19 protein-coding genes are annotated in these 20831 nt (G+C 73.8%); 7 read left to right on the top strand and 12 right to left on the bottom strand.

Translation table 11 applies throughout. The features are described from left to right. Nucleotides 1-72: 72 nt before the first annotated feature. Nucleotides 73-594 (top strand): DinB family protein, encoded by a 522-nt coding sequence (locus O7625_RS14680; RefSeq protein ID WP_282346532.1) that lies wholly within the window; start codon nucleotides 73-75, stop codon nucleotides 592-594. A gap of 52 nt (nucleotides 595-646) precedes the next feature. On the opposite strand, the gene O7625_RS14675 is transcribed toward O7625_RS14680, so the two are convergent. The 3 genes from O7625_RS14675 to O7625_RS14665 all read right to left on the bottom strand — a co-directional run bounded on the left by O7625_RS14675 (nucleotide 647) and on the right by O7625_RS14665 (nucleotide 5358). Beyond that, nucleotides 647-1264, bottom strand: coding sequence for an HAD-IA family hydrolase (locus O7625_RS14675; protein WP_282346531.1), 618 nt, complete (start codon nucleotides 1262-1264; stop codon nucleotides 647-649). Continuing rightward, nucleotides 1264-4872 (bottom strand): chromosome segregation protein SMC, encoded by a 3609-nt coding sequence (smc, locus tag O7625_RS14670; protein ID WP_282346530.1) that lies wholly within the window; start codon nucleotides 4870-4872, stop codon nucleotides 1264-1266. Before smc ends, O7625_RS14675 begins: the two co-directional genes overlap by 1 nt. Nucleotides 4873-5163: 291 nt before the next feature. Beyond that, nucleotides 5164-5358 carry a hypothetical protein gene (locus tag O7625_RS14665; protein ID WP_067305353.1) on the bottom strand — a complete coding sequence of 65 codons (195 nt, stop codon included), beginning with the start codon at nucleotides 5356-5358 and terminating at the stop codon, nucleotides 5164-5166. 374 nt (nucleotides 5359-5732) lie between these two features. On the opposite strand from O7625_RS14665, the gene O7625_RS14660 reads away from it, so the two are divergent. Both O7625_RS14660 and O7625_RS14655 read left to right on the top strand, forming a co-directional pair. Then, on the top strand, nucleotides 5733-7508 hold the full coding sequence (locus tag O7625_RS14660) for a CAP domain-containing protein (protein WP_282346528.1): 1776 nt from the start codon (nucleotides 5733-5735) through the stop codon (nucleotides 7506-7508). A 111-nt stretch (nucleotides 7509-7619) separates the two neighbouring features. Further along, a complete protein-coding gene (locus O7625_RS14655) occupies nucleotides 7620-8516 on the top strand; it encodes an endo alpha-1,4 polygalactosaminidase (RefSeq protein ID WP_282346526.1) in 897 nt (298 codons plus the stop codon). Between the two features lie 120 nt (nucleotides 8517-8636). On the opposite strand, the gene O7625_RS14650 is transcribed toward O7625_RS14655, so the two are convergent. The 9 genes from O7625_RS14650 to rsmD form a co-directional block, all read right to left on the bottom strand. Continuing rightward, nucleotides 8637-10865 (bottom strand): MMPL family transporter, encoded by a 2229-nt coding sequence (locus tag O7625_RS14650; RefSeq protein WP_282346524.1) that lies wholly within the window; start codon nucleotides 10863-10865, stop codon nucleotides 8637-8639. 218 nt (nucleotides 10866-11083) lie between these two features. Next, entirely contained in the window at nucleotides 11084-11941 is an 858-nt protein-coding gene (mutM, locus tag O7625_RS14645; RefSeq protein ID WP_282346522.1) for a bifunctional DNA-formamidopyrimidine glycosylase/DNA-(apurinic or apyrimidinic site) lyase, read from the bottom strand. Further along, entirely contained in the window at nucleotides 11934-12806 is an 873-nt protein-coding gene (gene rnc, locus O7625_RS14640) for a ribonuclease III (protein ID WP_282346521.1), read from the bottom strand. Before rnc ends, mutM begins: the two co-directional genes overlap by 8 nt. A gap of 109 nt (nucleotides 12807-12915) precedes the next feature. Then, complete coding sequence (locus tag O7625_RS14635; RefSeq protein WP_282346949.1) at nucleotides 12916-13956, bottom strand: phosphate acyltransferase PlsX; 1041 nt, start codon at nucleotides 13954-13956, stop codon at nucleotides 12916-12918. A gap of 135 nt (nucleotides 13957-14091) precedes the next feature. Then, nucleotides 14092-14265, bottom strand: a complete 174-nt coding sequence (rpmF, locus tag O7625_RS14630) for a 50S ribosomal protein L32 (RefSeq protein WP_282346519.1) — start codon at nucleotides 14263-14265, stop codon at nucleotides 14092-14094. A gap of 5 nt (nucleotides 14266-14270) precedes the next feature. Then, the gene (locus tag O7625_RS14625; protein ID WP_282346517.1) at nucleotides 14271-14834 is read right to left on the bottom strand and encodes a YceD family protein; all 564 of its coding nucleotides are present in this window, start codon (nucleotides 14832-14834) and stop codon (nucleotides 14271-14273) included. Between the two features lie 110 nt (nucleotides 14835-14944). Then, nucleotides 14945-15442 carry a hypothetical protein gene (locus O7625_RS14620; RefSeq protein ID WP_067305370.1) on the bottom strand — a complete coding sequence of 166 codons (498 nt, stop codon included), beginning with the start codon at nucleotides 15440-15442 and terminating at the stop codon, nucleotides 14945-14947. A 187-nt stretch (nucleotides 15443-15629) separates the two neighbouring features. Next, complete coding sequence (gene coaD, locus O7625_RS14615; protein WP_089004008.1) at nucleotides 15630-16115, bottom strand: pantetheine-phosphate adenylyltransferase; 486 nt, start codon at nucleotides 16113-16115, stop codon at nucleotides 15630-15632. Beyond that, a complete protein-coding gene (gene rsmD, locus O7625_RS14610) occupies nucleotides 16112-16675 on the bottom strand; it encodes a 16S rRNA (guanine(966)-N(2))-methyltransferase RsmD (RefSeq protein ID WP_067305376.1) in 564 nt (187 codons plus the stop codon). Before rsmD ends, coaD begins: the two co-directional genes overlap by 4 nt. A gap of 307 nt (nucleotides 16676-16982) precedes the next feature. Here rsmD and O7625_RS14605 point away from each other — a divergent pair, with 307 nt between their 5' ends. The 4 genes from O7625_RS14605 to O7625_RS14590 all read left to right on the top strand — a co-directional run bounded on the left by O7625_RS14605 (nucleotide 16983) and on the right by O7625_RS14590 (nucleotide 20810). Beyond that, complete coding sequence (locus O7625_RS14605; protein WP_282346515.1) at nucleotides 16983-18263, top strand: hypothetical protein; 1281 nt, start codon at nucleotides 16983-16985, stop codon at nucleotides 18261-18263. Nucleotides 18264-18366: 103 nt separating this feature from the next. Further along, nucleotides 18367-19251 carry an ABC transporter ATP-binding protein gene (locus O7625_RS14600; protein WP_282346514.1) on the top strand — a complete coding sequence of 295 codons (885 nt, stop codon included), beginning with the start codon at nucleotides 18367-18369 and terminating at the stop codon, nucleotides 19249-19251. Further along, on the top strand, nucleotides 19248-20009 hold the full coding sequence (locus tag O7625_RS14595; RefSeq protein WP_282346513.1) for an ABC transporter permease: 762 nt from the start codon (nucleotides 19248-19250) through the stop codon (nucleotides 20007-20009). Before O7625_RS14600 ends, O7625_RS14595 begins: the two co-directional genes overlap by 4 nt. Before the next feature lie 30 nt (nucleotides 20010-20039). Beyond that, nucleotides 20040-20810 carry a MerR family transcriptional regulator gene (locus O7625_RS14590; RefSeq protein WP_282346512.1) on the top strand — a complete coding sequence of 257 codons (771 nt, stop codon included), beginning with the start codon at nucleotides 20040-20042 and terminating at the stop codon, nucleotides 20808-20810. Nucleotides 20811-20831: the final 21 nt, after the last annotated feature.

Below are 20831 nucleotides of genomic sequence, written 5' to 3'. Positions count from 1 at the left end.
GCGCCGGGGCAGCGCAGCGGCGCGCGGAATCTCGGTCGCGGAATGTCGGACCGGGCGACGAGGATGCCGGGCATGACCTGGAGAGCGCCGGAGATCACCCGGACCCCTGAACTCCCCGTCGGCGACGAGCGGGCCATGCTGGAGAGCTGGCTCGACTACCACCGGCAGACCCTGCTGCTCAAGTGTGCCGGGCTGACCGACGAGCAGTTACGCACCCCGAGCGTGCAGCCGTCGACACTGACCCTGCTCGGCCTGGTCCGGCACCTGGGCGAGGTGGAGTCCTGGTGGTTCCGGGAGAACTTCGCCGGGCAGCAGGTCGACTATCCGTACGGTTCCGTGGACGACCCGGACGCTGACCTCGACGTGACCCACGCCGACGCCGAGGCCGACTTCGCCACCTACCACGAGCAGGTCACCCTGGCCCGGGCGGTCACCGTCGGCCGCTCGCTCGACGAGACGTTCACCGAGGTGGGCCGCAAGAAACGGACGTTCAGCCTGCGCTGGGTCTACCTGCACCTGATCGAGGAGTACGCCCGGCACAACGGTCACGCCGACCTGCTCCGGGAACGCCTCGACGGGGTCACCGGCGAGTGACCCCGTCGCCGGGTCGGCACGGCCCACCCGGCCGCCGCCGACCCGTCCGGGGTCAGCACCCCAGCGCCGCCCGCAGGTAACGCAGCCCCTCCGGCCCGCTCCACCGGTACGCCGACAGCCCGGCCGCCCGCGCCCCCCGCACCGCCCAGTCCTCGTCGTCGACGAAGAGCACCCGGGCGGGCGGGGTCGCCAGGGCGGCGCAGGCGGCCTGGAAGTACTCCTTCGCCGGCTTGTGCACCCCGACGACCGAGGAGTTGACCACCACGTCCAGCTCGTCGGTCAGACCCAGCTCGGCGAGGTCGGTGTCGAGCAGGTCGGTGGCGTTGGTGCCCAGCCCGACCCGGATCCCGGCGGCCCGCGCCGCGCGGACGAGGGCCAGCACGTCGGCGTCGACCTCGCCCCGGTAGCGCTGCCACTGCTCGACCGCCGCCCGCGCCCGCTCCGGGCCGACCGACTCGGTCAGCGCGTCGGCCACGCTGGACACCCAGTCGGCGTGACTGACCTGGCCGGTCAGCACCGGCTGGAGCCGCCCCCAGTGCATGGCGATCTCGCCGAGCACCCCGGCGGAGAGGCCGTACTCCCGCTCGATCCCGGCGGCCACCGCCGGATCCCGGTGCCGCAGCACGCCGTCGAAGTCGAGCAGGAGTGCCGTCGGCCGTTCCCGTGCCACTACTGGTTCTCCTCAGTTCGGTCGGACCGCTCGTCGTCGGTCCGGTTGAGCCGTTGGCTGATCACCTGGGTGACGCCGCTGCGCATGGTGACGCCGTAGAGCGCGTCGGCGATCTCCATGGTCCGTTTCTGGTGGGTGATGACGATCAACTGGCTCTTCTCCCGCAACTGGGCCAGCAGGGTGATCAGGCGGCCCAGGTTCACGTCGTCGAGGGCCGCCTCCACCTCGTCCATGATGTAGAACGGGCTGGGCCGGGCCCGGAAGATCGCCACCAGCATCGCCACGGCGGTCAGCGACCGCTCGCCACCGGAGAGCAGCGACAGCCGTTTGATCTTCTTGCCGGGCGGCCGGGCCTCCACCTCCACACCGGTGGTGAGCAGATCGTCGGGTTCGGTGAGGATCAGCCGGCCCTCACCGCCGGGGAAGAGCACGGTGAAGACCTGCTCGAACTCGCGGGCGGTGTCGGCGAACGCGCTGGCGAAGACCTCCAGGATCCGCTCGTCCACGTCCTTGACCACGGTGAGCAGGTCACGCCGGGTCGCCTTGAGATCCTCCAACTGCTCGGAGAGGAACTTGAAGCGCTCCTCCAGGGCGGCGAACTCCTCCAGCGCCAGCGGGTTGACCTTGCCGAGCAGGGCCAGCTCCCGTTCCGCCTTGGCGGCCCGCTTCTCCTGCACCGGCCGCTCGTAGCGGACCGGCCCGGGCACCGGCAGCCCGTCACGCTCGGCCGTCGCGACGTCCACCGGGGTCGGCGGGACGGGCTGCGTCGGGCCGTACTCGGCGACCAGGGTCTCCACGTCCAGGCCGAAGTCCTCGGCGGCCTTGGCCTCCAGCTGCTCGATGCGCAGCCGTTGCTCGGCACGGGCCACCTCGTCCCGGTGCACCTGGCTGGTCAACCGCTCCAGCTCCGCGCCGAGCCGCTTGGCCGCGCCGCGTACCTCCTGGAGCTCGGCCTCCCGGGCGGCGCGTTCCCGGGCGACCGCGTCGCGGTGCTCCTCGGCCCGCGCGATGGAGGTGCCGAGCCGGGTCAGCGCCTCGCCGGTGCCGCCGACCACGGCGCGGGCGATCGCCGCGCCCCGGGTCCGCGCCGCCCGGCGGGCCGCCGCCCGCTCCCGGGCCGCGCGCTCGGCGGTGGCCTGCCGGGCCAGCGAGTCGGCCCGACCGGCGATCGACGCGACCCGCTCCTCGGCGGTACGCACCGCGAGCCGGACCTCCATCTCGTTCTGCCGGGCGCGGGGCACCAGCGCGGCGAGCTGGTCCCGCTCCTCGGTGGAGGGTTCCGCGTCGATCGGGGTGTCCTCGGCGAGCCGCAGCCGTTCCGCCAGCTCGGCGAGGGCGGCCAGGTCCCGTTCCCGGGCCGCCTCGGCACGGGACCGGCTCTCGCCGAGCCGGTCGGTCTCCGCCTTCGCCGACCGGGCCGCCGCGCCCAGTTCGGCCAGCCGGCGGGCGGCGGCGTTGCGGTGGCTCTCCGCCTCCCGTTTCGCGGCGGCGGCGTGCTGCACCGCCTCCTTCGCGGCGGCCACCTCGGCCCGCGCGTCGACGAGCTGTTCCCGCAGTTCGGCACCGGTCCGCTCGGCGGTGTGCCGGTTGGTGCGGGCCTCCTCCACGGCGGCCTGCACCTCGATGAAGCTGGCCGCCTTGGCCGACCCGCCGGCCGCCGCGTACGCCCCGACCACGTCGCCGTCCGGGGTGACCGCGCGCAGCTCGGGGTTGCCGGCGACCAGCTCGGCGGCGGCGGCGAGGTCGTCGACGAGCGCCACGTCCCGCAGCGCCCGGTGTACGGCGGGACGCAGCTCGGCAGCGCACTCCACCAGGTCCGGTGCCCACCGGGCGGACTCCGGCAGCCGGGGGCGCAGGGCGTCGGCGGAGCCGGTCATACCCGGCCCGGCGGGGCTGCCGACCAGCAGACCGGCCCGCCCGGCGTCGGTGATCTTCAGCAGTCGCATCGCCTCGACGGCCTCGTCGACCCCGCTGACCGCTACCGCGTCGGCGAGCCCACCGAGCGCGGCGGCGAGCGCCGCCTCGTGGCCGGGGGCGACGGTGAGCAGCCCGGCCAGGCTGCCCAGCAGGCCGGGCACCTCGTCGGCGCGGGCGAGCAGCGCCCCGGCGCCGTCCTTGCGACGCAGGCCGAGGGCAAGCGCCTCCTCGCGGGCCTTCCAGGTCGCGGCGTCCTTCTCGGCGGCCCGTTCGGCGTCGGTCAACGCCCGCACGACGGCCTGCGCCCGCTCGTGGGCGGCCACCGCCTCGGCGTGCCGGTCGTCGAGTTCGGCGTTGTCCCGGTCGGCCTCGGTGGACTGTTCGGCGACCGCGTCCAGCTCGGCCTGGGCCTGGTCGGCGCGGGCCAGGGCGTCGGCGTGCGCGGCGGCGAGCCGGTCGATCTCCTCACCGGCACTGGTGGTCCGGGCCTGCGCGGAGTTCACCTGACCGGTCAGCCGGGCCAGCCCCTCCCGCCGGTCGGCGATCGCCTTGGCTGCGGCGACCAGTTCCCGCTCGGCGGCGGCGAGCTGGCGTTCCAGCTCCTGCCGGTGCTCGACCGCCTCGGCGAGCCGGATCTGGTCGTCGGTGAGCGCCCCCCGCAGCTCCTCCTCCTGCTCGCGGACCCGCTGCGACTCGGCCTCCAGCTGGTCGGGATCCCGGCCGGGGCGTTCGTCGTCGCCGGTGGTGCTGAGGTGGCGCAGCCGCTCCCGGGCCAGCTGCTCCACCGAGCGGAACCGCTCGGAGAGCGCGGAGAGCCTGTACCAGGTGTCCTGCGCGGTGGCGAGCAGCGGCGCGTCCTCGGCGAGCGCCGCCTCCAGCTCACCGAGACGGGCCTGCACCTCGACGTGCTCGCCCTCGATCTGCTCGCGCCGGCCCCGCAGCGCCGTCTCGTCGGCGATCTCCTTGTCCAGGGTGGCCCGCAGGGTGTAGAGGTCGTCGGCGAGCAGCCGGAGCCGGGCGTCCCGCAGGTTGGCCTGGATGGCGGCGGCCCGGCGGGCCACCTCGGCCTGCCGGCCCAGCGGCTTGAGCTGACGGCGCAGCTCGGCGGTGAGGTCGGTCAGCCGGTTGAGGTTCACCTGCATCGCGTCGAGCTTCCGCAGCGCCTTCTCCTTGCGCTTGCGGTGCTTGAGGACGCCGGCCGCCTCCTCGATGAACGAGCGGCGGTCCTCCGGTTTGGCGTGCAGCATGCCGTCGAGCCGGCCCTGGCCGACGATGATGTGCATCTCCCGCCCGATGCCGGAGTCGCTGAGCAGCTCCTGGATGTCGAGCAGGCGGCACGAGTCGCCGTTGATCTCGTACTCGCTCTCGCCGGAGCGGAACATCCGGCGGGTGATGGAGACCTCGGTGTACTCGATCGGCAGCGCGCCGTCGGTGTTGTCGATGGTGAGGGTGACCTCGGCCCGGCCCAGCGGTGCCCGCCCGGCGGTGCCGGCGAAGATGACGTCCTCCATCTTGCCGCCGCGCAGCGCCTTGGCGCCCTGCTCGCCCAACACCCAGGCGATGGCGTCGACGACGTTGGACTTGCCGGAGCCGTTCGGGCCGACCACACAGGTGATCCCGGGCTCCAGCTTCAACGTCGTGGCGGAGGCGAAGGATTTGAACCCCTTCACCGTCAGGCTCTTGAGATGCACCTTCTCGATCCTCGTCCGGTGGCCGCCGCAGGCGTCGCGGGCTGCGCGGACCTGGTGAACCCGCAGACTAACCCGTCGGTACGGGGTGACCGGCACGCGACCCGCCCCGGCCCGGGACGCCGACGCCCGGCCCGGTCGGCAGGAATGGTCGAGTGTGTTACGCCACATCGGGCGTCAAGATCGCGAATTGGTGATCGGCGAAATGCGCCGGAGACAGCACTGCGCGCCGGCACAATAGTGTCGGCGCGCTTTTTCGCGGTGGTGCTGTTCAGTTTTCTGCGGACCCGAAGATCAGGTGAGCGCCGGCTCGGCCAGCCGGAGGAGATCGTCGACCTCCGCCGCAGCCGCCGCGAGCCGATCGTTGTCGGCACGCAGGCGCGTGATCTCGAACTCCAGGGCCTGCACCCTGGAACGCAGTCGGGTGACCTCGTCGAGCAGACGCCGGTCGGGCGCTGCACCTACGTGGCCGTAGAGGGCCTTCGCCATGCTGACTCCTTGATATGCGCTGCCGGAAAAGCCGGCCAACGCGCGCCCATTTCGTGTTCGCGACTACTACCAGGCCACCGAAATCCGGGCGTGGCTGGGCGCGACTGGCGACACCTATATATTGAGCGACAATCCGCCGTTCGTCAAGTTCTCGCAGGCCGTAGATCATCTACACGCCTACCCTGACCACTGCGCCGGGGGCCGCAAGGCTCGGACACTCTCTGTCCGGACTTCTTGACTCTACGCCTTCACGGCCCGGTACGGTCACCCTGTGCGGCTGTCCCGCCTTAACTCTTCCTTAGCCGCATTGCTGCTGTCCTCGCCGCCGCCGTAGCGTCACCCCGGCCCGCAACCGACCCGTGGAGGCGACAGGCGTGTACGGCTGGACCGACCCGAACGACCCGGACGCCGCATACCGACGGCCGCAGCCGTCGGCGGACGACCCGGCCTGGCTGACCGACCGCCCCGAGCCCCGCTCGGCGTACCTCTTCGGTGACGACCCGGCACCCGACACCCCGGGACACCACACCCCGACGCACGGGGCACCGGGACACACGGCACCGGGACACGACAGGCCGGCGCACCCCCACTCGGGCGGGCACACCGGGGGCGCACCGGACCGGTGGGCCGACCACGGCGGGCCGGCACACTCCGCGCCCTCCGGCGACGCCTGGGCCGACTCCGCACCCTCCGCAGACGCCTGGGCCGACTCCGCACCCGGCCGTCAGCTTACGGAGCCGACCGCACCATGGCGGGACCAGCAGGTCGGCCAGGGGCAGGCCGGTCCGACCGACCAGTGGCGGGACGAGCCGACCGGGCCATGGCCGGGCGAGCAGGCCGAGCCGTGGCGGAGCGAGCAGACCGGACGGTGGCACGGAGAACAGAACGGGCCGTGGCCAGTCGGACAGGCCGAGCCCTGGCGGGACGAACAGACCGGGCAGTGGCACGGAGAACGGGACGGCGCGCAGGCCGGGCGGTGGCACGGCGAACAGACCGGACAGTGGGCCGACGAACAGACCGGGCAGTGGCACGGAGAACAGGACGGCGCGCAGGCCGGGCGGTGGGTCGGCGAGCACGCCGGACCGGGGCAGGCTGAGTGGGCCGGCGAACAGGCCGGGCGGTGGCAGGGTGAGCCGACCGGGCAGTGGGACGCAGAGCCGACCGGGCAGTGGGACGCAGAGCCGACCGGGCAGTGGGACGCAGAGCCGGCCGGGCAGTGGGACGACGGGACGGTCGGGGTCGCCGGGCAGCCCGGTCCCTGGGGGAACGAGGCGGACGGGCGGTCGGCGGACCGGGCCGGGGCCGCGCCGTGGTCCGCCGATACCGAGCGGGACGCCGCGCCCGCCCCGGCGGTCGTAGCGCTCGGTGGGCGTCCGTCGACGGCCGAACCCGCCCGGCCGCGCCGCCGGGTGAAGCGCCCGCTGCTCATCGGCGGGGCCGCCGCCGCGGCCACCCTGGCGGTGAGCCTCGGAGTCGGCGCGCTGATGCTGCCCGACGACGAGCCCACCGACCGGGCCGCCCTCGACGGGCCGGTGGCCACCGCGCCGGTCATCCCGGACACCGGCCCGGGCACCACCGCCCCGGCCTCCCCCTCCCCCAGCGTGTCGCCGAGCCCGTCCACCGCGTCGCCGAGCCCGTCGCCGAGCCGGACCGCCAAGCCGACCCCCGCCCCGAGCCGCACCGAGCCGGCTTCCCGGCGGACCACCCGGGGTGGTGACATTCCCACCGCCGCCCCCACCACCCGGGCCGCGGTCAGCGGTGGCGGCGGGGGCAGCCAGACCCAGCAGGTCGTCGACCTGGTCAACGCCGAGCGGGCCAAGGCCGGCTGCGCCGCCGTCACCGTCGACGAGAAGCTGACCCTCGCCGCCCAGCGGCACAGCCAGGACCAGGCCGACCACAAGACCATGACGCACACCGGCAGCGACGGCAGCGACGCCGGGCAGCGGCTGGACCGGGCCGGCTACTCCTGGCGCACCTACGGCGAGAACGTCGCCTGGAACCAGCCGACCCCGGCGGCGGTGATGGACGCCTGGATGAACAGCTCCGGCCACCGGGCCAACATCCTCAACTGCGCGTTCACCGAGATCGGCGTCGGCGTGGCCAACAGCAACGGGCCGTACTGGACGCAGGACTTCGCCGCCCCGCGCTGACCGGTGGCGACCGCGCCCCCCGGTGACGACGTGCCCGCGTCGTCACCGGGGGGCGTTCGTTTCACCGGGTGAGGGGTGCGGCGGGCACCGCACCGGACCCGGGAGCTGCCGATGCGCGTCCGGCTGCCAGCGTCCGCGACGCGCGGCGGGAGGTCCGCCGCGTCCGCCCGGCCCCGGGGCCGCCGGGCGCTACCGGCCGCCGTGGCGCTGGCCCTGCTGACCCCGGTGTACGCCTGCCGGCCCGACCTCGGGCCACCCGGCGCACCGACCCCCTGGCCGCCCGCCGCCGCCCGGCAGTGGCGGTGGCAGTGGCAGCTCACCGGACCGCTCGACACCACCGTCGAGGCCGACGTGTTCCTCCTCGACCCGGTGAGGGTGAGCACCGCCGAGACCGGGGAGCTGCGTCGGCGGGACCGGCGGCTGATCTGTCACGTGCCGGTCGGCACGTACGCCGGGACCGACCCGGACGCCTCGCGCTACCCGGCGGCGGTCCGCGGCGGTGCGGCCGGGCGGCCCGGGAGCCGCTGGGTGGACGTCCGGCGCTGGGAGCTGCTGCGTCCCGTGCTGGCCGACCGGTTCCGGCTCTGCCGGGGCAAGGGGTTCGGCGCGGTGGCCCTCGTCGACGCGGACGGGTACGCCCACCGGTCGGGCTTCCCGCTCGACTTCGACGACCAGTTGGCGTTCAACCGGCGGTCCGCCGGGCTGGCCCGGACCCTGGGCCTCTCCCCCGGCCTGGTCGGCGACGTCGCGCAGGTGGCCGCGCTGGCGCCGGACTTCGACTTCGCGGTCGACGAGGAGTGCGTCCGGCTGCGCCGCTGCGCCAGGCTGCTCCCGTTCGCCGACGCGGCCAAGCCGGTGTTCCAGGTCGAGTACGTCGGTGACCCGGCGCGGTTCTGCGTGACGACCGTCGGCTACGGCTTCGCCTCGATCCGCAAGAACCGCACCCTGGACGCCTGGCGCGCACCCTGCCCCACCCCGCCGGCGCCGGTGCCCGGCGCACCTGGCTGACCCGGACCGCAGGTCGCGGTCCGGGTCACCCGTCGCCGCCGGCCACGGCGCTGCACCACCCGGGCGGGCGGCCACGGCGCTACACCACCCGGGGCGGGCGGCCGGCGGCGGGTGGGCCGGTCAGTGCGCCCCGACCAGCTCCGGCGTCGGCTCGGCCGGCGGGGTGGCCGGCGGGGTGGCGGGCCGGCCGCGCCCGCGCAGGAAGCGGGGCGCCCACCAGTTGGCCTCGCCGAGCAGGGTCATCACCGACGGCAGCACCACCGCCCGGATGATCGTGGCGTCCAGCAGGATCGCCGCGGCCAGCCCGATGCCGAGCTGCTTCATGTCGATCGTGCTGAGCGAGGCGAAGATCGCGAACACCCCGACCATGACGATCGCCGCGCTGGTCACCACCCCCGCCGAGGAGGTGATGCCGTACGCCACCGCGTCGGCGTTGGACCGGCCGGCGCGGACCGCCTCCCGGATCCGGCTGACCACGAAGACGTGGTAGTCCATGGAGAGCCCGAACAGCACCACGAAGAGGAACAGCGGCAGCCAGGAGACGATCGCCCCCATCGAGGTGAAGCCGAGCAGGTCCTGCGCCCAGCTGCCCTGGAAGACCAGCACCAGCAGGCCGTAGGCGGCCCCGGCGGAGAGCAGGTTGAGCAGGATCGAGGTGAGGGCCACCACCACCGACCGGAACGTCCAGGTCATCACCAGGAAGGTCAGCGCCAGCACGAACGCCATCACCAGCGGCAGCTTCTCCCGGATGTGCCGGGCGTAGTCCTCGCTGGCGGCCACCCCGCCGCCGACGGCGTACTCGACGCCCGGGACGCCGCGCAGCGCGGCCGGCAGCAGGTCGTCGCGGAGTTCGTGCAGCGAGCGCACCGACCGGTCGTCCCGACTGGCGTACGGGGTGGCCACCTGCAGCACCGACACCCGGCGGTCCGCCGACACCTCGATCTTCGGGCCGTCCGCCTCGACCGGGGCGAACAGCGGGTCGGCGGCGGCGCTGCGGGCCAGCCCGGTCAGCGCGGCGCGCACCTGGTCGGCCTGGTCGGCCGGGGCCCGGACGGCGACCGTGTGGGTGGTGCCGGCGCTCGGGAAGGCGGCGGTCAACCGGTCGTACGCCTGCATCGCCGGGGTGGTCCGGGGCAGGTCCTCCATGCCGGGGAACTTCAGCTTCATGCCGAGCGCCGGGGCGGCCAGGGCGAGCAGCAGCCCCACCGAGACGATGAGGGTGGCCCGGGGAGCGCGCAGCGCGGGCCGCAGCACCGCCGGCCAGAACCGGGGTCGGGCGGGCTGCCCGTGCCGGCCGGTGCGGGGCGCGGTGAGCCGCCACAGCAGCGGCACCCTCGGCCGGTCCACCCAGCGGCCCAGCTTGGCCAGCAGCGCCGGCAGCACGGTCAGCGAGCCGGTCACCGCGACGGCGACCACCAGGATCGAGCCGACGGCGAGGGAGGAGAAGACCACGTCGTCGGCGAGCAGCAGCCCGGCCATCGAGATGATCACCGCGAAGCCGGAGACGACCACGGCGTGCCCGGACGTCTCGGCGGCGATCTCCACCGCGTCCAGCCCGGACCGGCCCTTGGCCCGTTCCTCCCGTTCCCGACGGACGTAGAACAGCGAGTAGTCCACCCCGACGGCCATCCCGATCAGCAGGATCACACTGGCCGTGGTGTCCGTGGCGGGCACCAGGTGGGAGGCGAGGGTGGACAGCCCCATCGCGGCGGCCACCGAGGAGAGCGCCAGCAGCACCGGCACCCCGGCGGCGATCAGCGCGCCGAAGGCGACGATCAGGATGGCCAGGGTGACCGGCAGGCTGAGCAGCTCGGCCCGCTTGAAGTCCCGGCCCAGGGTGTCGTCCAGCGCCTGATTGATCGACGGGCCGCCGACCTGCTCGATCCGCAGCTGCGGGTGGGCGGCCTGGGCGGCGGCGGTGGCGTCGCGCAACGGCTGCACCCGGTCGGCGGCGGTCTCCGGATCGCCGGCCATGGTGATCGGCACCAGCAGCGCGGCCCCGTCGCGCGACGGCACCGGCTCGCCCACCGACGCCACCCCGGTGACCTGCCGCAGCCGCTCGGTCGCGTCGGTCGCCGCCGCCTGCGCCGCGGCCCGGTCGAGGGTGCCGGTACGCGGGGTGATGAGGACGTTCTCCACCGCCGGGTCGGTGAACCTGCCCTCCGTGACGATCACGTCGGCCCGGCCGGACTCACCGATCGCCTGGTCGGCACCGGTGGCCTCGTTGAGGCCGGCGGCGTTGCCGCCGACGAAGCACACCGCCACGAAGACCACCCAGAGCGCGATCGCGCGCCACGGGTGCTCGGCGCTCCACCGCGCCAACCGCACCGTCACCGGTCTGCCGCCCATCGTCGTCCCCCTCCCGCCGACACCCTGCCGACCGTGCTGACGCTAGGGACCGCGGCGGTGGGGCACATCGGGGAACGTCCCCGGCCCACCCCCGACGGCGCGGGAACGGTCGGGGACGGGCCGCCCGGGGGACAGATCGGCGGGATCGGGGAAAAACCGGCGGCGGTACGCCGTGGCCTCGGCGCGACACACCGGCGCAACCCCGAACCGGCTCGGGGTCACCCCCTGAGGACACCCCGGGGGCGGGGCTGACAGCGGGGGCAGCTGTACGACGACCGGTTCATGAACGCCTCCCGGCGGATCGGCGCACCGCAGCGCCGGCAGGGCTCGCCCTCCCGCCCGTAGACGTTCAGCGACCGGTCGAAGTAGCCGCTCTCCCCGTTGACGTCGACGTACAGGTCGTCGAAGCTGGTGCCGCCCTGCTTGATCGCCTCGCCGAGGACGTCCCGCACGTGCCCCAGCAGCCGACCGGCGGCGGGGGCGGTCAGCGCGTCGGTCGGGCGGGCACCGTGCAGCCCGGCCCGCCACAGCGCCTCGTCGGCATAGATGTTGCCCACCCCGGAGAGCAGGGTCTGGTCCAGCAGGGCACGCTTGACCTCGGTACGCCGGCGGCGCAGCGCGGTGACGAACCCGGCGTCGGAGAACTCCGGGTCCATCGGGTCGCGGGCGATGTGCGCGATCTCGGCGGGCAGCTCGGCACCACCCTCGCTGACCGCGAGCCCGCCGAAGGTGCGCTGGTCGACGAAGCGGAGCTGCGGCCCGTCGTCGGCGAACCGGAACCGGACCCGCAGGTGCAGCTCGTCGGCCGCCTCGGCCGGTTGGAGCAGCAGCTGCCCCGACATGCCCAGGTGGCCGACGAGCGCGTCACCGCTGTCCAGTGGCAGCCAGAGGTACTTGCCGCGCCGCCGCACGTCGGTCACCGTCCGGCCGGCCAGCACGTCGGCGAAGTGCGCCGCGCCGGGGACGTGTCGCCGGACGGCCCGGGGGTGGCGCACCTCCACCGTGGCGATCCGCCGGCCGGTGACCCACTGGGCCAGCCCCTGCCGGACCGTCTCGACCTCGGGCAGTTCAGGCACGACCCAGCCCCGCCTCGGCGGGCTGCTCGGCGGCGACGGCCGCGTCGGCGGCAGCCGGGTCGGTCGCGGCAGCTGGAGCCGCCGCGTCGGTCGCGGCAGCTGGAGCGGCCGGGTCGGCCGGGTCGGGCTGTTCGGCGGCGGCCCGGTCCCGCTCGGCCTGTTCGGTGAGTTCCCGCCAGGCCGCCTCGGCCGCCCGCTGCTCGGCCTCCTTCTTGCTGCGCCCCTCGGACCCGCCGTAGCGGTTGCCGGCCACCACCACCCAGGCGGTGAAGGTCTTCAGGTGGTCCGGCCCGGTGCCCTCGATCCGGTACTCGGGCACGCCCAGGCCCAGCGCGGCGGTCAGCTCTTGGAGGCTGGTCTTCCAGTCCAGCGCGGCGCCCCGGCCCGCCGACTCGGCCATCAACGGGTCGAACAGCCGGTGGATGACGATCGCCGCGGTGTCCAGCCCGTACTGGAGGTAGATCGCGCCGAGCAGCGCCTCCAGGGTGTCGGCGAGGATGCTCGCCTTGTCCCGCCCGCCGGTGCTCTCCTCCCCCTTGCCGAGCAGCAGGTAGGCGCCGAGACCGTCCGGGCCGAGGCCCCGGGCCACGTCGGCCAGGGCACGCATGTTGACCACGCTGGCCCGGAGTTTCGCCAGTTGCCCCTCGGGCAGGTCCGGGTGGTTGCGGAACAGCGCCGTGGTGATCACCACGCCGAGCACCGAGTCGCCGAGGAACTCCAGCCGCTCATTGGTCGGCAGCCCGCCGTTCTCGTACGCGTACGACCGGTGGGTCAGCGCCCGCTCCAGCAGTTCGGCGTCGAGTGTCAGCCCGAACGCCGCCTCCAGGTGGCCGACGGGCGCGCGCCGCCGCTTGTCGTTGGTCATGTCCCTACCTCTGCTTCGTTCCCGACTCCGGGGCACGCGGACTCACCGGCCGCGCGCCGGGCAACCTGTTCGATCACGACCGCGGCACCGACCGCCGCACGGCCGCGGCTCATGGCCGCCGCTCCGGCTCGCGGTGCTCCGCCGCGGGATGGGCGGCGGACCGGGCCGGTGGGTCCATGGCGGGAAGGCCGGCGGAGCGGGCCGGTGGGTCCACGCCGTCCTGGTCGGTGTTGTCGCCGCCGGGTAGCAGCGGGATCTGTTCCCGGACCCGGTCGGTGGCCCGGCGACGCCAGAGGTGGGCGGCCAGGGCGATCCCGGAGGCGACGTCGTCCGGGGTCGCCGCGCCGTGGCAGACCACCACGGTGCCGGCCACCCCGAGCAGGGCCGCCGCCCGTGGTGCGCCACCGCTGGCGGGCGGCCCCCCGGCCATGGCGTACGCCCCCTCGATGGCCTTGAGCAGCACGTTGCCGGTGAAGCCGTCGGTGACCACCACGTCGGCCCGGACGCCGAGCGTCACGTCGTACCCCTCGACCAGGCCGACGTAGCGGGCCCCGCAGGGCAGCGGCGCGGCGGCGAGCAACGGATCGGCGGTCCGGCGCGGGCGGTCCCCCTTGCCGGCCTCGGTGCCCACCGACAACAGGCCGACCCGGGGCGCGGCGACGGCGTGCGCGACGGCGGCGTAGGCCGCGCCGAGCACGGCGTGCCCGACCAGGGTGGCCGGCCGGGGTTCCAGCGAACCGCCGACGTCGAGCAGGACCACCGGGCCGGAGACGGCGGGCAGGGTGGCCACCAGGGCGGGGCGGCGCACGTCGGCCCAGCGGCCGAAGCCGAGGGCGGCGGCGGAGACGGTGGCGCCGGTGGAGCCGGCGGAGACGAGCGCGTCGGCGGCCCCGTCGCGGACGGCGGAGACCGCCGCGCGGACGGTGCTGTCGGCGCGCGGGGCATGGTCGGCCGGACCGGCGGCGGTGCGGGTCGCCCGGACCGTGATCCTGGTCCGCTGGGCCGGGGTCAGGGCGTCGATCACCCCGGCCGCGGCCTCGACCGGGCCGACGAGCAGCAGGTGTAGGTCCGGGTCGGCACGCACGGCCCGCAGAGCGCCGTCAACCACGACGGCGGGAGCATCGTCCCCGCCGAGGAGGTCAACGGCGATCCGCGCGGTGCCCGGCTCCGCCGGGACGCCGGCCGGGGCGGGCCGGCCAGCGTGGGACGGAGCCGGGGCACCGGGCGATCGCCTGGGTGCGCGCACCACCCGACCCGTAGTCGGGGGCGTCACTCGGCGTCCAGGTCAGACCTCGAGAACCTGGCGGCCGTTGTACGTGCCGCAGACGGAGCACGCCGCGTGCGGCAGCTTGGGGGACTTGCACTGCGGGCAGGCCACGGTCGCGACCACGGCCACCTTCCAGTTCGCCCGGCGGGACCGGGTGTTGCTGCGCGACATCTTGCGCTTCGGGACGGCCACGGTTCCTACTCCTCTGTACGGTTCAGTTGCGACAGGCTCGCCCAACGCGGGTCGATCTGCTGGTGGCTGTGATCGGCCGGCAGATCGTCCCAGTGCACCCCACACTCGGGGCACAGCCCTGGGCAGTCCTCCCGGCAGAGCGGGTTGGTCGGCAGCGTGAGCACCACCGCGTCCCGCAGCGCCGGCTCCAGGTCGATCAGATCGTCCTGCATCCGGCCCACCTCGTCCTCGTCGGTCGTGATGTCCGTGGTGCTGTTCTCGTACGCGTACAGCTCCTGGACGTTCACGGTCAACGAGTAGTCGATCGTACGCAGGCAACGGCCGCACTCGCCCTGGACGGGACCGGTGACGGTCCCGGAGACGAGTACGCCCTCGGACACCGACTCCAACCTCAGATCGAGGTTGAGGTTCGCGCCCGCCGGCACGCCGATCAACTCCACGCCGAGGTCCACCGGTGCCGGCACGACCCGCCGAAGCGTACGCAACGCACCAGGGCGACGCGGCAGGTCCCTCGTGTCGAGGACCAGCGGCGCCCTGGGGTTGAGTGATGAAGGCGAGTGTTTGGGCATAGTCAGACTCCGGCCGGTGAGAGGCCGACAAAAAAGGTTACCTGGGCGACCACCGGGTCGTCGAACCGGGGGCGGCGCCCGACCCGTCCGTCGGTGGGATGAGGTGCCGCTCAGAAGGGTAACGGGCGTTCCGCCTCGTCCCCACCGAAGGTGCCGATCTCCCGCAGGGCGTGCATCTTGTCCCGCCCGCGCTCGATCGACGCCAGCGCCCGGGTGAGGAACTGCTCGAAGTTGGCCAGCGCGGTGTCGACGTAGTCGTCGACCTCCTCCCGCAGCCGCTGCGCCTCGGCACGGGCCTCGGCGATGATCCGCGCCCCCTCGTGCTCGGCGGAGACGGTGATCTCGTTCACCGACACCAGCCGGGCGTGTTCCGCCTCACCCTCGCTGATGATCCGGTCGGCCTCCCGCTTGCCGGCCTCCATGATCTTGTCCCGCTCCTCCAGCAGGGCGGCGGCGCGGCGCAGGTCGGCGGGGAGGTCGGCCCGCATCTCGTCGAGGGCGGCGATCATCTCTCCCCGGTCGACCATGCAGTTGTTGCGCGACATCGGGACGGAGCGCGCCTGCTCCACCATGGTGATCAGTTCGTCGATGCGGTCGAGCGGGTCCACCGGTACCTCACTCCTGTCGTTCGTCGGCCGACCTACATCATGCGGCCTGCGCCCGGCTTCGGCGCTGCACCACATGATGTCGTGCCCCGGCCACCACCGCCGTCACCACCCCGGCCCGACGCGCCGCCGGACCCGTCACCACCCCGGCCCGACGCGCCGCCGGACCCGACGGCACCCGGGCGGACGGTCAGGGGCGGGGGGCGTGGAGCCGGGCCGCGAGCGCCCGGCGGACCGTGTCGGGGACGTGCGAGGAGATGTCGCCACCCCACTTGGCCACGTCCTTGACCAGGCTGGACGAGAGGAACGAGTAGAGCGGGTTGGTCGGCATGAACAGGGTCTCCACGCCGGCCAGCCCGATGTTCATCTGGGCCATCTGCAACTCGTAGTCGAAGTCGCTGACCGCCCGCAGGCCCTTGATCAGCACACTCGCCTCCTGCGCCCGGCAGAAGTCGACCAGCAGGCCCCGGAAGGACTCGACCCGCACGTTGCCGTACGAGGAGGTCACCTCGCGGAGCATGTCGATCCGCTCCTCGACGGTGAACAGGCCGCTCTTGGACTGGTTCACCAGCACACCGACGATCACCTCGTCGAAGAGCCGGCTGGCCCGTCCGACGATGTCCAGGTGTCCGTTGGTGACCGGGTCGAAGGAGCCGGGGCACACCGCACGTCTCATGATCGGCGACCGTACCAAAGAGTGGTCTCGCCGTAACGCCGGCTGCGCCCGGCGGTGATGCCCCGCACCCAGTCGACCGGGCCGCTGCGGGTGGACCGTTCGACCACCACCAGCGCGTCGGGGGCCAGCCAGCCGTGCTCCACCAGCGCGGCCAGCAGGGCGGTGACCTCGGCGTCCGGCACCGCGTAGGGCGGATCGGCGAAGATCACGTCGTACGGCCCACCGTCGGGGCCGGCCGCGAGCACGCCGGCCACCCTGCCGGTGACCAGCCGGGCCGTCGGGGCGGCCCGGAGCACGGCGACGTTCTCCCGGATCACCCGGGCGGCCCGGGGGTCGGATTCGACCAGCAGCACGTGCCCGGCCCCCCGGGACAGCGCCTCCAGCCCGACCGCGCCGGAGCCGGCGTACAGGTCGGCGAACCGGCTGCCCACCAGGTCCACCTCGGCGGCGACGGCGCTGAACAGCGCCTCCCGTACCCGGTCGGAGGTGGGTCGGGTGCCGGCCCCGGCGGGTGCGGCGATCCGCCGACCGCCGAGCGTGCCGGCCACGATCCGGGTCACCGTCTCCCCCTGTCCATGCCTGCGACGCTACGCGAAGCCCGGAACGGGCGTACGGCACGGTGGACACCCCAGCCGTGTCCACTCAGTCACCGAACGTGCATCAATGATCTCAAATGCATAACAACGTGTACGGGTCATCCTGTGCGCTGTGCCCGCCTCCACCGGCCCACTAAGGTCTGCCCGGTGCCGGTGCCGCTCCGCCGGCCGGGGCGCCGGAAGGCGCCGTCGCGGCGCTCCGCACGCGCACCGCGACCAGGCGACGCCACCCCCGCCGCGCCCCTGACGCATCCTCACCCCGGGAGTACGCGTGATCCGTCCCCAGCTGTCGCTCCGGCGACCGCTCGCCGTGACCGCCGCCGCCCTGGCCGGCCTGGCCACGGTCCTCGCCTGCACCGCTGCGGCGAACGCCGCTCCGGCCTCGCCGACGCCGACGGCCACCCCCACGGCGACCGCCACACCGAGCCCGACGGCCACCGTCGGGTCGGACGACCCGTCCTGCGTCGCCGCCGCCGACGCGCGCTACACGCACACCTTCGACGGCCCGGCGGGCAAGGCCTCGATCACCCTGACCAACGGCCCGCTCTGCCGCGGCCAGGAGCAGGAGCTGGCCCTGGTGTCGTACGTGACGCCGTCGGCCAAGTTCGCCGTCCCGCAGTACGTGCTCGACAAGTCGATCAAGAAGTTCACCGGGGTCGCCCCGGGCGAGCTGGGGGTGGCCACCCTCGACTTCGCCGTCGAGGTGCCGAACTGCTACACCCAGGTCGACTTCGTCTTCGGCAGCAAGCTGATCGACCCGCTGACCGACACCAGCGACCGGTACGGCGACCGCAAGGTCGGCAGCCCCACCGGCATCGGCGCCCGCTCCACCGGCCCGCGCGCCTGGTTCAACGGCGGCTCGGGCACCTGCTCGGCCGCGCCCGAGGTGATCGCCGAGTCCGACTGCGACGGCAACGTCGAGCTGACCCTGGTCAACCGCAGCGGCAACGCCGACGCGACGTTCACCATCACCGGCAGCGGCGGCTTCACCGACAAGGTGACCGTCCCGCTGCGCAAGATCGAGAAGCGGAAGCTCAGCGCCGGGGAGGCGCAGGAGATCACCGTGGCCGCCACCGGCATGAAGGACTTCACCGGCGGCTGGCAGAAGCCCGAGGACTGCCAGCAGCCCGAGGTCGGCACGCCGGACGCCAGCTACGAGTCCAGCTGCGACAAGATGGTCTTCCGGATCAGCAACCCGGAGGACGGCACCCCGCTGACCTCGGTCTTCACCCCCAACAAGGGTGAGCCCAAGAAGCTGACCGTCGAGCCCGGCCGAACCGGCACGGTCAGCTTCCCGGCCAGCAAGGGCCTCACCGTCACCGTCACCGGCGACCTCGACTCCGGCGGCCCGCTGAAGTGGGAGCAGCCGAAGGACTGCCCGTCCACCGGTGGTGGTGGTGGTGGTGGTGCCGGCGGCGGCGACCAGGACGGCGGCCTCCCGGTGACCGGCGCGGCGGCCGGCGCCATCGCGGCCGGCGCCGCCGCGCTCCTGACGGCCGGCGCGGCGCTCTTCGTCATCGCCCGACGCCGCCGGATCCGCTTCACCGCCTGACCCCCGGCAACGCCGCACAGGGCGCGTCGACCGACCGGTCGACGCGCCCTGTGTGCGTCGGGGACTTGACCCTGACGCAGCGTCAACCTCGGATGCTGACGCGGTGTCCACGACAGAGACGATCGAACCGCCGGCCTCCGGGCCCGCCATCCGGATCCGGGGCCTCCAGAAGTCCTACCGCGAGCTGCACGTGCTGCGCGGGGTGGACCTCGACGTGGCCCGGGGAAGCATCTTCGCCCTGCTCGGCTCCAACGGGGCCGGCAAGACCACCATGATCCGCATCCTGGCCACCCTGCTCACACCGGACGCCGGGACGGCCCACGTGCACGGCCTCGACGTCGCCACCCAGGCGGCCCGGGTGCGCGAGGCCATCAGCCTCACCGGGCAGTTCGCCGCCGTCGACGAGATCCTCACCGGCCGGGAGAACCTGGTGCTGGTCGCCCGGCTCCGCCACCTGAGGAACCCCGGGCGGATCGCCGACGACCTGCTCGACCGCTTCGCGCTGACCGACGCCGCCGGCCGCCGGGTGTCGACGTACTCCGGGGGCATGCGCCGTCGCCTCGACATCGCGATGAGCCTGGTCGGCGAACCACCGGTGGTCTTCCTCGACGAGCCGACCACCGGGCTCGACCCGCAGGGCCGGCTGGAGGTCTGGGAGGCCGTCCGGGAACTCGCCCGGCAGGGCACCACCGTGCTGCTCACCACGCAGTACCTCGACGAGGCCGAGCAGCTCGCCGACCGGATCGCCGTCCTGCACGACGGGCGCATCATCGCCGACGGCACCCTGGCCGAGCTGCGCCGACTGCTCCCGCCCGCCACCGTCGAGTACGTCGAGAAGCAACCGACGCTCGAGGACGTCTTCCTCGCCATCGTCGGCGGGAACGGCACAGGCACCGGCACCGGCACCGGCACCGGCACTGGCACTGGCACTGGCACCACCGTGGACACCGCCGCCCCGACGGCACGAGCGACTGAGGACCCCCGATGACCAGACACTTCCTCGGTGACACCGTCGCCCTGCTGGGGCGGTCGCTGCGGCATATCAGCCGCAGCCCGGACACCATCATCACCACCTCGATCATGCCGATCGCGTTCCTGCTGCTCTTCGTCTACGTGTTCGGTGGCGCGATCGAGACCGGCTCCGACCGCTACGTCGACTACCTGCTGCCCGGCATCCTGCTGATCACGGTCGTCTCCGGCATCTCCTACACCGCGTACCGGCTGTTCCTGGATCTCAAGAGCGGCATCTTCGAGCGGTTCCTGTCCATGCCGGTCGCCCGGTCGGCCGTACTCTGGGCGCACGTGCTGACCTCGCTGGTCGCCAACCTGATCTCGCTGGTGCTGGTGGTGCTGGTGGCCCTCGCCATGGGCTTCCGCTCCGGGGCCGGCGTACTGGCCTGGCTGGCCGTCGCCGGCATCATGCTGCTGTTCACCCTGGCGCTGACCTGGCTCGCGGTCATCCCGGGCCTGACCGCCACGTCCGTCGACGGCGCGAGCGCGTTCTCCTACCCGCTCATCCTGCTGCCGTTCGTCAGCTCGGCCTTCGTGCCCACCGAGAGCATGCCCGGCCCGGTGCGGGCCTTCGCCGAGCACCAACCGGTGACGTCCATCGTGAACACGATCCGCGCCCTCTTCGCCGGGCAGCAGGTCGGTGGCGAGGTGTGGACCGCGCTCGCCTGGTGCGCCGGCATCCTCGTCGTCGCGTGGGGCGCCGCGATGGCCGTCCACCGCCGCAAGGTCGGTTGACAGTGACCCGGCGTCAGGCAGGCTGAGACCATGTTGACGATCGGACGGCTGGCGTCCTACGCCGGGGTGACCATCCGCGCCGTCCGGCACTACCACCAGATCGGGCTGCTGCCGGAGCCGGAACGCGACGCCTCCGGCTACCGCACCTACGACGCGACCGCGGTGGTACGACTGATCCGGATCCGGACCCTCGCCGAGGCCGGCGTCCCGCTGAGCCGGGTCCGCGAGCTGCTCGACGCCGACCCGGCGACGTTCGCCGCCGCCACCACCGAGATCGACCACCAGTTACGTGCCCAGATCCGGGCGCTCCAGGAGCACCGACGGCGGATCGCCCGGCTCCGCGACGGTGACACCCTCGCCGTCCCCGCCGAGGTGGTCGACTATCTGGACCGGCTCCGCGCCGCCGGGGTGCCACCGGTCGCCGTCGAGGGCGAACGCGACGGGTGGATCCTGATGGCGGCGCGGTGGCCGGAAGCGATCCCGATGATGATGGCCGACAAGGTGGCCCAGCTCGACAACCCCCAGGTCGTCCAGTTCTACCGACTGATCGGACGGATCGCCGAGAACTGGCAGGACGAGGAGTTGCTGCACGAGACGGCGGACCTGATGGCCGAGATGTTCGCGCAGGCGGAAGCCGCCGGGGAGCTGCAGATGCAGAAGGAGGTCACCCCCGATCCCGCGTTCGTCAGGTTGATGGACTCGTTCGCCGACGCCGCCCATCCCGTCGTCGGGCGGCTGCGCAGGCTCGTCGCCGACCGGGGGTGGACCGGCTGGACCGTCATCGAGAAACGCCGGCCCTGAGCCGCCCGTCGGGCGGTGACC

The sequence above is a fragment of the Micromonospora sp. WMMD714 genome (assembly GCF_029581315.1).
In the GTDB taxonomy this organism is placed as follows: Bacteria; Actinomycetota; Actinomycetes; order Mycobacteriales; family Micromonosporaceae; genus Micromonospora; species Micromonospora rifamycinica.
The sequence above is the reverse complement of the archived record's forward strand: the minus strand, read 5'-3'. Positions and strand labels throughout refer to the sequence as shown.